12 protein-coding genes are annotated in these 13,245 nt (G+C 56.3%); 1 reads left to right on the forward strand and 11 read right to left on the reverse strand.

Going from position 1 to position 13,245, the window contains the following annotated elements:
- The 3 genes from BSK21_RS09765 to BSK21_RS09775 all read right to left on the reverse strand — a co-directional run bounded on the left by BSK21_RS09765 (position 1) and on the right by BSK21_RS09775 (position 1,515).
- Complete coding sequence (locus BSK21_RS09765; RefSeq protein WP_231924820.1) at positions 1-543, reverse strand: hypothetical protein; 543 nt, start codon at positions 541-543, stop codon at positions 1-3.
- A gap of 64 nt (positions 544-607) precedes the next feature.
- Positions 608-1,063, reverse strand: a complete 456-nt coding sequence (locus tag BSK21_RS09770; protein WP_067551002.1) for an Lrp/AsnC family transcriptional regulator — start codon at positions 1,061-1,063, stop codon at positions 608-610.
- Positions 1,060-1,515 (reverse strand): Lrp/AsnC family transcriptional regulator, encoded by a 456-nt coding sequence (locus tag BSK21_RS09775; protein ID WP_067551005.1) that lies wholly within the window; start codon positions 1,513-1,515, stop codon positions 1,060-1,062. The genes BSK21_RS09770 and BSK21_RS09775 overlap by 4 nt, the downstream gene beginning before the upstream one ends.
- A gap of 137 nt (positions 1,516-1,652) precedes the next feature.
- Between BSK21_RS09775 and ilvC the strand changes: the two genes are divergently transcribed.
- On the forward strand, positions 1,653-2,675 hold the full coding sequence (gene ilvC, locus BSK21_RS09780) for a ketol-acid reductoisomerase (RefSeq protein ID WP_067551008.1): 1,023 nt from the start codon (positions 1,653-1,655) through the stop codon (positions 2,673-2,675).
- An 86-nt stretch (positions 2,676-2,761) separates the two neighbouring features.
- On the opposite strand, the gene glmM is transcribed toward ilvC, so the two are convergent.
- From glmM to BSK21_RS09820, 8 genes are all read right to left on the reverse strand, one after another.
- Positions 2,762-4,105, reverse strand: a complete 1,344-nt coding sequence (glmM, locus tag BSK21_RS09785) for a phosphoglucosamine mutase (RefSeq protein ID WP_067551010.1) — start codon at positions 4,103-4,105, stop codon at positions 2,762-2,764.
- On the reverse strand, positions 4,105-5,109 hold the full coding sequence (folP, locus tag BSK21_RS09790) for a dihydropteroate synthase (RefSeq protein WP_074039018.1): 1,005 nt from the start codon (positions 5,107-5,109) through the stop codon (positions 4,105-4,107). Before folP ends, glmM begins: the two co-directional genes overlap by 1 nt.
- Complete coding sequence (locus BSK21_RS09795; protein ID WP_067551013.1) at positions 5,106-6,026, reverse strand: dihydroneopterin aldolase; 921 nt, start codon at positions 6,024-6,026, stop codon at positions 5,106-5,108. The genes folP and BSK21_RS09795 overlap by 4 nt, the downstream gene beginning before the upstream one ends.
- 91 nt (positions 6,027-6,117) lie before the next feature.
- Positions 6,118-6,756, reverse strand: a complete 639-nt coding sequence (locus BSK21_RS09800; RefSeq protein WP_231924828.1) for a cell wall hydrolase — start codon at positions 6,754-6,756, stop codon at positions 6,118-6,120.
- 184 nt (positions 6,757-6,940) lie between these two features.
- Positions 6,941-9,445, reverse strand: coding sequence for a putative PEP-binding protein (locus BSK21_RS09805; RefSeq protein WP_156529612.1), 2,505 nt, complete (start codon positions 9,443-9,445; stop codon positions 6,941-6,943).
- Positions 9,446-9,571: 126 nt separating this feature from the next.
- Complete coding sequence (gene glyS, locus BSK21_RS09810) at positions 9,572-11,632, reverse strand: glycine--tRNA ligase subunit beta (RefSeq protein WP_067551019.1); 2,061 nt, start codon at positions 11,630-11,632, stop codon at positions 9,572-9,574.
- Positions 11,632-12,165: a DUF6446 family protein gene (locus tag BSK21_RS09815; RefSeq protein ID WP_067551022.1), complete on the reverse strand. Its 534-nt coding sequence runs from the start codon at positions 12,163-12,165 to the stop codon at positions 11,632-11,634. The genes glyS and BSK21_RS09815 overlap by 1 nt, the downstream gene beginning before the upstream one ends.
- Positions 12,162-13,094: a glycine--tRNA ligase subunit alpha gene (locus BSK21_RS09820; protein WP_067551025.1), complete on the reverse strand. Its 933-nt coding sequence runs from the start codon at positions 13,092-13,094 to the stop codon at positions 12,162-12,164. The genes BSK21_RS09815 and BSK21_RS09820 overlap by 4 nt, the downstream gene beginning before the upstream one ends.
- Positions 13,095-13,245 lie beyond the last annotated feature (151 nt).

Below are 13,245 nucleotides of genomic sequence, written 5' to 3' on the forward strand. Positions count from 1 at the left end.
TTAGTGATGCCGCTGCATCATCATCTCATGAACGGCCATCATCCCGCGCTCTGCCATGGCCGACACTTCAGCCGCGTGGATATGCATTGCCTCAACCAATTCGGGATCTTCTGAGGTCTGCTTCACGACGATACCCTCGTCCGTCACGTCAATCGTTGTCTCGATCTGGTCACCACGTTCGAAAAAGATATCCAAGGTAGGGCTTTGGATAAAAATGTCGGGACTGTCTTTCGCCTCGACCCGCCCGATCATGCCGACAACGTGGCTGACCAAGGCATCCATAACGGCAGGATCAGAGCTCGTCGTGACAGAGCGGATACCATTCGGCAGGTTCTCGACCGAGCGCGATAGTGTGTTGAAATTGTTGAACATCACCGCCAATTCCGCACTTTCGTGCGGCTCCGCATTGGTTCCCTGCAATCCGGGCATATTGGTCATATCGTGGATGGGCATGCCGTTGCTATCAACAGGATGACCATGCATCGATTGCGCAACAACTGGGCCTGCAACAGCGATCACAAGTGCAATAATAGCGTATTTCATCGGCATCTCCCTCTGTTCAGGAGGTCTTAACCGATTTTAACTAGCAAGGCGCATAACAACTTTGTCACAGGGGGCCGGGTCGCCGCTCTTCGGTCAAAAGCACGTTCGCCTCAACGTTCCCTACCCCAGGGAGGGTCATGATACGTCGACGCAGGACACGTTCAAAATCGGCAAGGTCGGTCGCGACGACACGCAGGCGGTAGTCATAAAGCCCCAAGACGTGCTCCACCGTTTGCACTTCGCGAATGGCGGACACGGCACGTTCGAAATCCTCTAGGCTCACCCGACCTTTGGCGACCAGTTTAACGCCCAGAAAAACCGTCACACCGAAACCAAGCTTTTCACGGTCGAGCACCAAACGCCGCCCTGCGATGGCACCCGCCTCTTCCAGCCGTTTAATCCGACGCCATGTTGCAGGTTGCGACAGATCGAACCGGCGTCCCAACTGGCTCGCCGATTGGGTCGCGTCCTGCTGTAATGCCCGTAGGATTCTGCGGTCGATCTCATCCAGTTCTATCATAGCGGAAGAGCCTCCTCTCGTTTGACAGTCGCCACGGTCAAAAGCGATTCAATTTCGGCAATGTGAGGCAGTTCGAGCACACGATCACGATAGATGGACTGCCAATGCGCAAGGTCCCGCGCCACGATATGCAATCGCACGTCCACACGCCCGAGGAAGGTTTGGATTTCGATGACTTCGGGCACCTGACGCGCTGCCTCAAGAAAATCGTCAAAAGCGCGGCCTTGGGTCTTATCCAAAGTGCAGCGCAATGAAACCGCCACGTCGAACCCTAATGCCCGCCAATCGATCACGGCCTCCTGCCCCTTGAGAACACCCAATTCGCGCAGCTTGTCCAACCTGCGTGTTGCGCGGCCAGTTGTCAGCCCACAAGCCTCCGCCAGATCTGGCAAAGGCATCGTAGGATCAGATTGAAGTAGTCGAAGAATACGACGATCGAGGTCATCAAGCATAAAATTTATATTATCAGACCGAATAACGAATAACTATTCCGAAAATTTTGCAAAATTCATCGCTTCCGCTATCGCGTTTTCTGCAAACCAAACCTAATCTGCGCCCAATCGAAACCCGATACACAAGGAGCGCCAAAATGCGCGTTTATTACGATCGCGATTGCGATGTGAACCTGATCAAAGAAGCTAAAGTTGCTATCCTCGGCTACGGCTCCCAAGGCCACGCACACGCACTGAACCTGCGTGACTCTGGCGCGAAAAACGTTGTTGTTGCTCTTCGTCCGGGTTCGGCATCGGCTAAAAAAGCCGAAGGTGAAGGCCTCAAAGTGATGGACATCGCTGAAGCAGCAGCATGGTGCGACGTCATCATGTTCACCATGCCCGACGAACATCAGGCAGAGACCTACAAGAAATACGTTCACGACAACCTTCGTGAAGGCGCAGCGATCGCATTCGCTCACGGCCTGAACGTACACTTCGGCCTGATCGAGCCAAAAGCTGGCGTAGACGTGATCATGATGGCGCCGAAAGGCCCTGGTCACACCGTTCGCGGCGAATACCTCAAAGGTGGCGGCGTTCCTTGCCTCGTAGCTGTTCACCAGAACGCAACTGGTAAAGCTCTCGAAATCGGTCTGTCCTACTGCTCCGCTATCGGCGGCGGTCGTTCGGGCATCATTGAAACCAACTTCCGTGAAGAGTGCGAAACCGACCTCTTCGGCGAACAGGCAGTTCTCTGCGGTGGTCTCGTTGAACTGATCCGTTGCGGCTTTGAAACTCTCGTTGAGGCTGGCTACGCACCGGAAATGGCATACTTCGAATGTCTGCACGAAGTGAAACTGATCGTTGACCTGATCTATGAAGGCGGCATCGCTAACATGGACTACTCGATCTCGAACACTGCAGAATACGGCCAGTACGTCACCGGCCCGCGCATCCTGCCGTACGAGCAGACCAAAGCTGCGATGAAAGAAGTTCTGGCTGACATTCAGCAGGGCAAATTCGTTCGTGACTTCATGCTGGAAAACGCCGTTGGCCAGCCGACCCTCAAAGCGTCGCGTCGCGCAAACGACGAGCACCTGATCGAAGCAACTGGTGCAAAACTTCGCGAAATGATGCCTTGGATCTCCAAAGGCAAAATGGTCGATAAAGCGAAAAACTAATTTGGCCGCGTGGCGGGGAAACCCGCCACCCCAAATGCAAAAGCGCCCCAAACGGGGCGCTTTTTTCGTGCCTGATGCTCTAGCGGTTAGGCTGCGGTTTGAACTTCCGCCACGATACCCTCGACGACTTGCTCTAGCAGAGCCGCATCTTCGCATTCGGCCATAACGCGCACGAGCGGTTCGGTTCCCGATTTACGGATCAAGAGACGCCCCTTACCGACCAACAGTCCCTCTGCGTCAGCGATCGCTTTCTTCACGCTCTCCGCAGACAACGGATCGCTGCCTGCCGAATAGCGCACATTCTTCAGCATCTGCGGAACTGTCTCAAACGACTTTGTCAGTTCGCTGGCTTTCTTACCTGTCGCGATCATCGCAGCAAGGAACTGCAGACCAGCCAAGAGGCCATCCCCGGTCGTTGCAAAATCCGTCATCACGATGTGGCCAGACTGTTCACCGCCAAGGTTATAGCCCCCTGCCCGCATACGTTCGACAACATAGCGATCGCCGACATTGGTGCGCTCTAGCCGCAGACCGCGGCCGTCGAGATAACGCTCAAGGCCAAGGTTCGACATCACCGTCGCAACGAGCGCACCGCCCGACAGACGGCCCTCGTCCGCCCAACGTCCTGCCATCAGCGCCATAAGCTGATCGCCATCCGCGACATTACCTTTTTCATCGAGGATCATGATGCGGTCTGCATCGCCATCGAGACAGATACCAACGTCAGCGCCATGGCTCACGATTGTCTCAGCCGCAGTGCGTGGGCTGGTCGAGCCGCAGTTTTCATTGATGTTGTAGCCGTTGGGTGAAACGCCAACGGGGATAACCTCTGCGCCAAGTTCCCAAAGAACCTCTGGCGCAACCTTATGCGCCGCCCCATTCGCGCAGTCGATCACGACTTTCAACCCCTTGAGGTTCTGCCCCTGCGGGAAGGTCGCCTTGACCCGTTCGGCGTAACGGAACCGACCGTCGTCGATACGTTTCGCACGACCGATATTGATCGACTGAGCGAGCTGAATATCAGCGAACACCATCGCTTCGATCTCTGCCTCGGCCTCATCCGACAGTTTAAATCCGTCAGGGCCAAAGAATTTGATGCCGTTGTCATGGTGCGGGTTGTGGCTCGCCGAAATCATGATGCCAACGTCGGCACGCATCGTCGTGGTCAGCATCCCAACAGCGGGTGTCGGCACGGGGCCGAGCAATAGAACGTTCATACCAGTTGAGGTCAGGCCAGCAGTTAGAGCGTTTTCAAACATATAGCCCGAAAGGCGTGTATCCTTACCGATCACCACACGGTGGCCGTTCGATCCGTCGTTGCGAAAATATCGCCCAGCCGCGGCCCCAATTTTCAAGGCCATCTCAGCAGTCATCGGATATTGGTTTGCGGTCCCACGCACCCCATCCGTACCAAATAATTTACGAGTCATTAAAGTGTCCCAAACAATGCAGTCTGCAGGCTAATGGCCTGTCTGGTCTGCAAAGTATCATGCACTCGCACGATCTGCACCCCTTGGCGAATACCATCAAGCGCGACAGAGACCGATCCAGCCATCCTTTCGGCAGCATCCTGCGCACCAGATATTTCACCAATGAAACGTTTACGGCTCGCCCCGAGGAGGATCGGACAGCCCAAGCTGTGAAAGATCGACAAGCGCCGCAAGAGTGCAAGGTTATGGTGTTGGGTTTTGCCAAAGCCGATTCCCGGATCAACGATGATCTGCGATCGCTTGATCCCAGCAGAGATTGCCACCTTTATACGTTCCGCCAGATAGTCATAAACGTCGAGCACGACATCGTCATAACGCGGGTCAGCCTGCATAGTCTCAGGTGTGCCCTGCGCATGCATCAGGCAGATCGGCAAACCAGCAGAGACCGCAACCTCCGCCATCGCTGGATCATAGGACATTGCCGACACGTCATTGAGTATCTTGGCCCCCAATTCGGCGGTCTTTGCAGCGACAAGAGCCTTTCGCGTATCAATCGAAACGCAAACGCCAGCCTGCGCCAATGCCTCAACAACCTGCGCGACACGCGCCGTTTCTTCTTCGACGGGAACAGCAGCCGCGCCAGGGCGCGTGCTCTCGCCACCGACGTCAATAATCGTCGCACCTTCGCGGATCATGGTTTGCGCTTGGGTCAGCGCGCGTTCAGGATCAATGTATCGCCCGCCATCGGAAAAACTATCTGGGGTGACGTTCAGGATACCCATGACCTGCGGCGCCGCCATCGACAACCCCGCGATATCTCCACGTGGCGAGGCAATCGCATGCAGAACGCTCTGCGGAGCCTCGGTCACTGGGATAATCTCCGCCGCTTTGCCACGCGACAGAACCTCGACCCGATCAAACCAGCACCAGCCCCCCGCAATTGGCAGAGCCGAGGCGGGCCGCGCAGGATCGGTCATCGGAATGGCGCGGTAATATTTGGTCATAGCAGGCGCTCCGCCGTAACCTCCGCCGTTCGAACGGGGATTGAGGCCGTTGGCGCATCAGCATCAATCACCAATAGCTCTGCAGCTTGCATGTGTTCGGCGAACCAGGACACCAGTGCCAATGCCTCACGCGGGCTGGCCGAGGGGCTTTCGACGGCATCGAGGACGATTTTCGACGGCGCCCAAACGCAAATCTGCGAATGTTTCATCGCCCAATCCAATTCGGTGCGCGTTCCGACCACCATACAACGTCTATCGCGACCAGCCAAAACCCACGCGTTCTGTTCAATGGCCAAGAGGTCAATACGACGCTGCGCCAATGCGGCAGCAGACTGCGGCGCTGGCGTATCTGCCGCGCCAACGGCAATAATAAGTGGAGCTTTCTCTGCAGATAGCTCATCAATCCAGCCCTTCAGACGGTCGGACATGATTGCGTCATTCGACAGATACAGAACCCGAGGATGAGGCACTTGAACGTGGTCTTGTCCCTTGCGCGCAACTTCGCCTTTTGCACGAACGATTTCGACGCCAAGAGAGAACGGACCGCGATCTAGCTTTTCGATGCGAACGAAGACGCGCAGGGCTTGCGGTTCACGCAAGATGCGTTCAGCCACTCGCGCGGCCAAAGTTTCCAAAAGGTTTATGCGTTCGGCACCCAATTCGACATCAATGGATTCAGTGATCGTGTCATAGGACAGAATCCGATCCACATCGTCGTCGATTTCGCCCGTCTGAGGCGCAACTTCGACCACAACATTGAAACGCACCCGTTGCAGATGGCCGCGTTCCTGCTGAAACGCGCCGATTTCAACCTCAACAACATAGTCGCTTAGGGAAATACGGTCACAGGGTTGGGTAGCGCTGGCTTCAGCTCGTTCCGAGGGATGGGCAAAAGCCATGCGGATATCGTCAGTCATTGTCGCACTTTCGGTCGTTCGAGTGTCGGCATACTAGGCCGACACCAAAGGGACAAGCGATCACGCACGCCCCTTTGGTTCCGAAACGCGACTAGTTCGACGCCGTGCGCGTCGGCTGACGATAGAAAAGATGCGAGTCAATCGCTGCCGTCTGCGGGAAACGGCGGGCCCACGACGGATTTACGTTGCGGGTGTGATAATGGGTTGCACCTGCGGTCAGGTCACGCGGCGCACCGTCCAGCAACAGGCGAGCGACCTTACCAACTTCTTCCCATGCGCCACGTTCGTTGATCGCTTCGGCGCGACCATCGCAGGTGTAGGAAAACTGGCACGCGTGCAAACGACCTGTGCCCTGATTTACAACGCCACAGACCGAATTCGGGTAGGCGCTGCTATCAACACGGTTCAAGATTACTTCGCCTACTGCAAACTGACCTTTAAGGCTTTCACCGCGGGCTTCGAAATAGAGGGCCTCTGCGAGGCATTCCCACTGGGCACCGCCAGACGCGCTCGGCATAGCGTCGAGGGTCGCGGTTTCATAGAGGCCAGCTGGGACGGTCGCGATGTTACGCGCTTCGGGCGCGGGCGGGGTCGCCAGAGCAGTCATGCTCGACGACGAAATCTCTGCGATGGCTTCACGCTCTTGACCCAACAAAGAGGACAGGCGGCTCGCCAAAAGGTTCTGTGCGGACGCATAAGCGCTGCCCGACAAAATAAGCGCCGCAGTCATTGCGGCGCGGATCGTCATAGTGACGAGTGACTTCTTCATCACTCTGCTCCGGTTTCACGCGGTCTGCCCCACGCTGGCCGGAGGGGACTACAAGAAACTTTAGAACAGAGTCTACCCACCCATTCGTGCAAATTTAAACACGAATGAGTGTTCCAGCAATATATCGCGCGATGGCCGAACTCGACTACCGCATACTGTTTCTACGGGAGTCAGAAATTGCCAATTGTGCAGCAGAAAGTCGCGCAGATGGGACGCGGAACGGCGAACATGACACATAATCAAAGCCTTGGCGGCGACAGAAGTCGATCGCGCTACGGCTTCCGCCATGCTCACCACAGATCGAAAGCACCACATCGCGGCGTCCCAAACGCCCCCGTTCAGCCCCGATTTTGAGCAACTCACCGACACCTTCAATATCGAGCGTATGGAACGGATCTTCGGCGTAAACATGCGCATTGACGTAAGATGACATGAAACGGCCAGCGTCATCGCGGGACAAACCGTAGGTCATCTGGGTCAAATCGTTCGTCCCGAAGGACAAGAAGGCCGCGTATTGAACAATGTCTTCTGCCCGCAAAGCCGCCCGTGGCGTTTCCACCATCACGCCATAGCGATAGGTGAAATTGGTGCCTGTCTCAGCCCGCACGTGACCTGCAACGGCGTCGATCCGGCTCTTAACCAGTTCAACTTCGCGCATCGCGCTGACGAGCGGGATCATGATTTCAGGGACCACGGGGTCACCAGAACGGCTCGCCTCAACGGTCGCCTCAAAAATTGCGCGGGCCTGCATGTCGTAAATTTCAGGATAGGTCAGCCCCAACCGAACGCCGCGCATGCCGAGCATGGGGTTGTATTCCGACAGGGCTTCAACGCGAGCATTGACTTCGGATAATGGCAGCGACAGCTGTTCTGCCAATTCGCGATGACCCGATTTGTCGGCAGGCAAAAATTCATGCAAGGGCGGGTCAAACAGGCGGATGCAGACGGGTTTGCCCTGCATAATCTCGAACAATTCGATGAAATCGCCACGCTGCATCGGTAACAGACGTTCCAGTACGGCACGACGATCCTCTGAGGTATGCGCAAAGATCATCTCGCGCATCACACCCAAACGGTCCCCTTCAAAGAACATGTGTTCCGTGCGGCACAGACCAATGCCTTGGGCAAGGAAGTTCCGCGCGGTCTGCGCGTCAGCAGGGGTGTCGGCGTTCGCACGCACCCCAATGTCGCGGTATTCATCTGCCCATTTCAGCAATGTTTGGAACGCATTATCCAGCGCGGGCTCTTCGAGCGTTGCCGTCCCTGCCAGAACATCACCAGAAGAACCATCGACGGTGATCACCGTTCCTTCGGCAAATTCACGACCATCTGGCGCAATCATCACGCGGCGTTTTTTATCAATCACAAGGTCGGAGGCACCAACCACACAGGGCAGGCCAAGCCCGCGTCCGATCACAGCAGCGTGGCTTGTGATACCGCCGCGCACGGTGAGAACCGCATTGGCGGCGTGCATCCCGCGAATATCTTCGGGCGTCGTTTCGCGACGAACAAGAATACAAGGCTCGCTCCTCGCGGCACTGGCCTGTGCATCGTTCGCCGAAAACACAATCCGCCCAACAGCAGCACCGGGGCTCGCTGCGATACCACGAACGATCCGGTCGCGTTCTGTCATCGGCGCAACCTGACGGTGGAGCAATTCCGACAGAACCGCAGGATCCACTCGCATCACGGCTTCATCGGTTGGAATAATCCCATCCTCGGCAAGCGCGACCGCAATACGCACGGAAGCGCGGTTCGATCGCTGAACCCGCACACCATCGAGGATATGCAACTTGCCGTTTTCAATCGTGAATTCGATCTGCATTTCCTCACGCAGACGAATACGAACCAATTCCCCAAATCGGATAAGCTCTCCGAACAACTCGGGCAGTTCCTCTTCGACCGATGGACCGCGCCCGTCTTGAACGAGGTAAAGTGCGCCCTTCGCAGCAGATAAGGCCTCGCGGCCTTGGCTTTGGCTGAGGTAACGCCCTTTGATCCGACGTTCGCCTGTCACTTCGTCCACGAATTGGATGACGCCAGACCCAGAGGTCCCCTGCCCCACGCCCAAGGCAATCCGTTGAACGACGAGGCCGAGGCCTGCATCAATCGGGGCACCTTTGGCCTGCCGCAACAGACGCGCTGTGGTCCCATCCCATGCCCGCGCCATCGAGCGCAGAACCTCGCCCAATTGCTGAACAGGGTCTTGGGGGAAAACCTCATCGGTTTCGTATTCAAAGGCATCCAACATCACCCGAACAGATTCTGGGGTAGGTGTGTCGGGCAGATAGAACGGCTCAGGGTCCAACCGAGCGACTTGCACGGCGTAGGATTGAATAAAGCGTAGATAGATCGCCGTCGCGGCCTCTTCGCCTATTTCGCGGCTCAGCGCGGCATGACGTTCGTCATTCATCCCAATATTCAGGATCGCCGAGGGACCGCCCCAATCGGGGTCTTGGCTCGATGGACGGACAGATAGAAGAGGCGCATCCCCAAAGGGCGCGATCAGCTCGTCCATGTCAGGCATTTGGCCGCGTGCAATGTCGCGAACTGCGTCAAACGACAGCGCGACCGTCGTCGGCACCGGCATGTCCAAACGGATCAAACGCTGCAAACATTTTGCCCGTCCACCATGCACCGATGGAGACATCGAAGCGGTCGGGGTGATCAGAGTAATCGGGTCGTAAATACGGTCTTGCTGCACTGCGGCGAACTCCTTGCTGCGACGCACTTTAGAGCAAGCGCGATTCGCAGCAAGGGTAACGTGACGGTTTTATTAACCTTCGACGCGCGAAAGATCGGCTACAGAGGTACAAATCGTCCGAATGCGCGACAAAAGGTTCAGTCGGTTGCGACGGATGATCTCGTTTTCCGAATTCACCTGAACCGCTTCAAAGAATCCATCGATCGGTCCACGCAAAGACGCCATCGCCGACATAGCAACAGCAAAGTCCTCGGCCTTCATCGCGGGTGCAATCGCGGCCTCAGCGGTGTCGAGCGCCGCGAAGAGCGCCTTTTCCGCATCCCCTTCGGCGAATTTCACATCCGCACCGAACGAATATTCGACGCCGTCTTTGTCTTCGGCTTGGGACAGGATGTTCGAGGCACGTTTGTAACCTTGCAGAAGGTTGGTGCCATCCTCAGTACCCATCATGTCTTGCAGCGCCCGCGCCCGTTTGACCAACAGCGCGATATCATCGCTTCCGTCCATCGCAAGACACGCGTCGATCACGTCGTGACGAATGCCTTCGTCGCGGAGGAACACTTTCAGTCGATCATGGAAGAACGACAGGAGGTCTGCCGCATCCGCGCCAGCGGTCGCCTTTGCGATGACGTCCGACAGTTTCAATGTCAGGCCATTCGACAGGATCAAACGGATCACACCCAGGGCTGCACGGCGCAGCGCAAACGGATCTTTGGAACCTGTCGGCTTCTCGTCGATCGCCCAGAAGCCAGTCAATGTGTCGAGCTTGTCAGCGAGTGCCACCGCCACAGAAACGGCCTCGGTCGGAACGTCGTCCGACGGGCCTAGCGGGCTGTAGTGATCGCGGCAAGCATCAGCCACCGCACCAGACAGATTTGCACTTTTCGCGTAATAACGCCCCATGATCCCCTGCAATTCAGGGAATTCGTAGACCATTTCCGATGATAGGTCACATTTAGCAACTTTCGCTGCCAGCTCTGCCTCAGCCGCATCCGCACCAACAACAGGCGCGAGTTCTTTAGCGAGTGCAGCGATGCGCGCAATACGTTCAGCCTGCGAACCGAGCTTGTTGTGGAAAGTCACATTGGCGAGCGGCGCACCCATCGCCTCGAGCCCTTCGCGTTCGACTGTGCGTAGATCGTTTTCCCAGAAAAACTTTGCATCCGACAGACGGGCAAAGAGAACCTTTTGGTTGCCCTTCAGGATCGTCGCACCTTGATCGGCCGTCTCAATGTTGGCAACTGTGATGAATTTTTCGATGCGGCCCGTTTTCGGGTTCCGAACCGAGAAGAACTTCTGGTGCTCTTTCATTGAGGTTTGCAGAACCTCTGGCGGAAGACCAAGGAAGGCGTCGTCAATCGATCCCATCAGAACAACTGGCCATTCAACCAGCCCAGAGACTTCAGCAAGCAGGCCCTTGTCATCGACGACTTCCAGACCGGCGGCGAATGCCATGTTGGTGGCGTCCTGCCAGATCGCATCGGCGCGTTCGTCCGCACGCAGGATAACCTTTGCGCGTTTCAGTTTCGCCTCGTAGTCGTCAAATCCTGTGACCGTAAAAGCGTCAGGCGCCATGAAACGGTGCCCTTTGGTCGTGTTCGATGAGGTGATGCCATCGATATCAACGGGAACAACTTCGTTGCCGTCAGCATCTGACAGAATGCAAACGATGGAATGCAACGGACGCACCCAACGTAGCGGTCCGGCACCCCAGCGCATGGATTTCGGCCAAGGGAAATTGCGGATCGTTTGTTCGAGAACCTCTGCAATCACCTCTGCCGCCTTGCGGCCCGGTTTTTCGATCACAGCGAAATAGGCCTGACCCTTTTTCTGGTCACGCACTTCCAACTGATCAATTGTCAGACCTGTCGAACGCAAGAAGCCTTCGATGGCCTGTTCAGGCGCGGTGGTCGCAGGGCCCTTGCGCTCTTCACGCACGGGTTTGGACTCCGCCAGAAGATCATCAATCGACAGCGTCAAACGGCGTGGGGTCGAAAAGGCCGCTGCACCAGCATAGGTCAAACCTGCCTCAACCAGTCCGTCGGTGACCATCTTGCGCAGATCGTCAGCCGCTTTGGACTGCATACGTGCGGGGATTTCTTCAGAGAAAAGTTCGATCAGAAGATTAGGCATTAGTTTGTCCCTTCGACGGGTGTCGGGCATCCTTCGGGAAGCGGATCGCCGTTGAATTTGGCTTCGCCACATTTGTTGATCTGGTGCCAGACATAGCCATGTCCGTCGCCCGTAAAGGCCACCACGCGATCAACGCCGTAGGTGATATTTTCATGACCCATAAAGGCCACAGCTTCACCAGTTTCGAGCGCTGCGCCAACGTTTCTCGCGTCGTAGCAATCGAACCAGTTTGGACCGTTCAGCGGCACTGGGTCTGCATACATTTCATAATTGTCGGTCAACGACCCCATGCTGATCGGGGTCGAGAAACATGCGCGAAAACGGATTGGAGAGCTATCGCTGTCAATCGCCTCGAACCCTTCGGTCATGATGCCTTCGGGCTGGCCAGTGTGGATCGAAGTTAGTTCGACCTCGCCAAACGAGGCAGCGTCCACGCGATCATAGAAGGCATAGACCTGATTGTAATAAAGGACGACACCAGCCAGAAGCGCAGACACAACAATCCCCGAAAGAGCCCATTTTACCGCGTTCATTCCGCAGCCTCGGCGGTATATCCACCGGCCTCTGTCTGAACGAAGGCATCCGCACACAGTTTTGCCAACGCACGAACACGGCCAATATAGGCCTGACGTTCGGTGACCGAAATCACGCCACGCGCGTCGAGCAGGTTGAACAGATGAGATGCCTTGATGCACTGGTCATAAGCGGGGTGCGCCATCACGATACGCTTGCCCGTCTTCGGATCAACCGCGGGGTTGTCGAGGATACGCTGACATTCCGCCTCTGCATCGATGAAGTGACGCAATAGTTTTTCGGTATCCGCCACATCAAAGTTATGGCGCGAATATTCTTCTTCCGTCTGACGGAAGATGTCGCCGTATTTCAGCGCAATCGGAGCGTCCGGGTTGTTGAACGGCATCTCCATAACGTGATCGACACCAAGCACATACATTGCCAGACGTTCAAGGCCGTAGGTCAATTCGCCAGAAACCGGTTTACAGTCGTGACCGCCAACCTGCTGGAAATAAGTGAACTGCGACACTTCCATGCCATCGCACCAAACTTCCCAACCGAGACCCCATGCACCCAAGGTCGGGGATTCCCAGTCGTCCTCAACAAAGCGGACGTCATGCAGGCCAAGGTCGATCCCGATCGCCTGAAGCGAACCAAGGTAGAGGTCCTGCAAATCTGGCGGAGACGGTTTGATCAGCACCTGATACTGATAGTAGTGCTGCAGACGGTTCGGGTTTTCACCATAGCGACCATCGGTCGGACGGCGGGACGGCTGAACATAGGCCGCAGCCCATGCCCGATCACCCAACGAACGCAATGTCGTCGCAGGGTGGAAGGTGCCAGCACCGACCTCCATGTCGTAGGGTTGCAGAACTGCGCAGCCCTTTTCAGCCCAGTAAGTCTGGAGCCTCAGGATGATCTCTTGGAAAGAACGGGGTTTATCGGCCATGGTCGCCCTCTTTTCGGTTCCGCGCCTGAATAGGCTGCACATGGGGCGGGGTCAATTGGGGCGTCGGTGTCACATTCGCTTCAGTGCTTCTATTTTCGGGCGTCGGGGGCTTGGTAATGCCCGTCGAGTGGTGTCATAAAGCCCCATACTT

The sequence above is a fragment of the Marivivens sp. JLT3646 genome (assembly GCF_001908835.1).
Taxonomy (GTDB): Bacteria; Pseudomonadota; Alphaproteobacteria; order Rhodobacterales; family Rhodobacteraceae; genus Marivivens; species Marivivens geojensis.

What these genes read in the sequence shown, in the direction of transcription:
- folP (WP_074039018.1), bottom strand. Translation starts at nt 5,109, where the DNA reads ATGACCAAATATTACCGCGCCATTCCGATGACCGATCCTGCGCGGCCC.
- BSK21_RS09800 (WP_231924828.1), bottom strand. Translation starts at nt 6,756, where the DNA reads ATGACTGCGGCGCTTATTTTGTCGGGCAGCGCTTATGCGTCCGCACAG.
- ilvC (WP_067551008.1), top strand. Translation starts at nt 1,653, where the DNA reads ATGCGCGTTTATTACGATCGCGATTGCGATGTGAACCTGATCAAAGAA.
- glyS (WP_067551019.1), bottom strand. Translation starts at nt 11,632, where the DNA reads ATGCCTAATCTTCTGATCGAACTTTTCTCTGAAGAAATCCCCGCACGT.
- glmM (WP_067551010.1), bottom strand. Translation starts at nt 4,105, where the DNA reads ATGACTCGTAAATTATTTGGTACGGATGGGGTGCGTGGGACCGCAAAC.
- BSK21_RS09765 (WP_231924820.1), bottom strand. Translation starts at nt 543, where the DNA reads ATGAAATACGCTATTATTGCACTTGTGATCGCTGTTGCAGGCCCAGTT.
- BSK21_RS09805 (WP_156529612.1), bottom strand. Translation starts at nt 9,445, where the DNA reads ATGTCTCCATCGGTGCATGGTGGACGGGCAAAATGTTTGCAGCGTTTG.
- BSK21_RS09795 (WP_067551013.1), bottom strand. Translation starts at nt 6,026, where the DNA reads ATGACTGACGATATCCGCATGGCTTTTGCCCATCCCTCGGAACGAGCT.
- BSK21_RS09775 (WP_067551005.1), bottom strand. Translation starts at nt 1,515, where the DNA reads ATGCTTGATGACCTCGATCGTCGTATTCTTCGACTACTTCAATCTGAT.
- BSK21_RS09815 (WP_067551022.1), bottom strand. Translation starts at nt 12,165, where the DNA reads ATGAACGCGGTAAAATGGGCTCTTTCGGGGATTGTTGTGTCTGCGCTT.
- BSK21_RS09770 (WP_067551002.1), bottom strand. Translation starts at nt 1,063, where the DNA reads ATGATAGAACTGGATGAGATCGACCGCAGAATCCTACGGGCATTACAG.
- BSK21_RS09820 (WP_067551025.1), bottom strand. Translation starts at nt 13,094, where the DNA reads ATGGCCGATAAACCCCGTTCTTTCCAAGAGATCATCCTGAGGCTCCAG.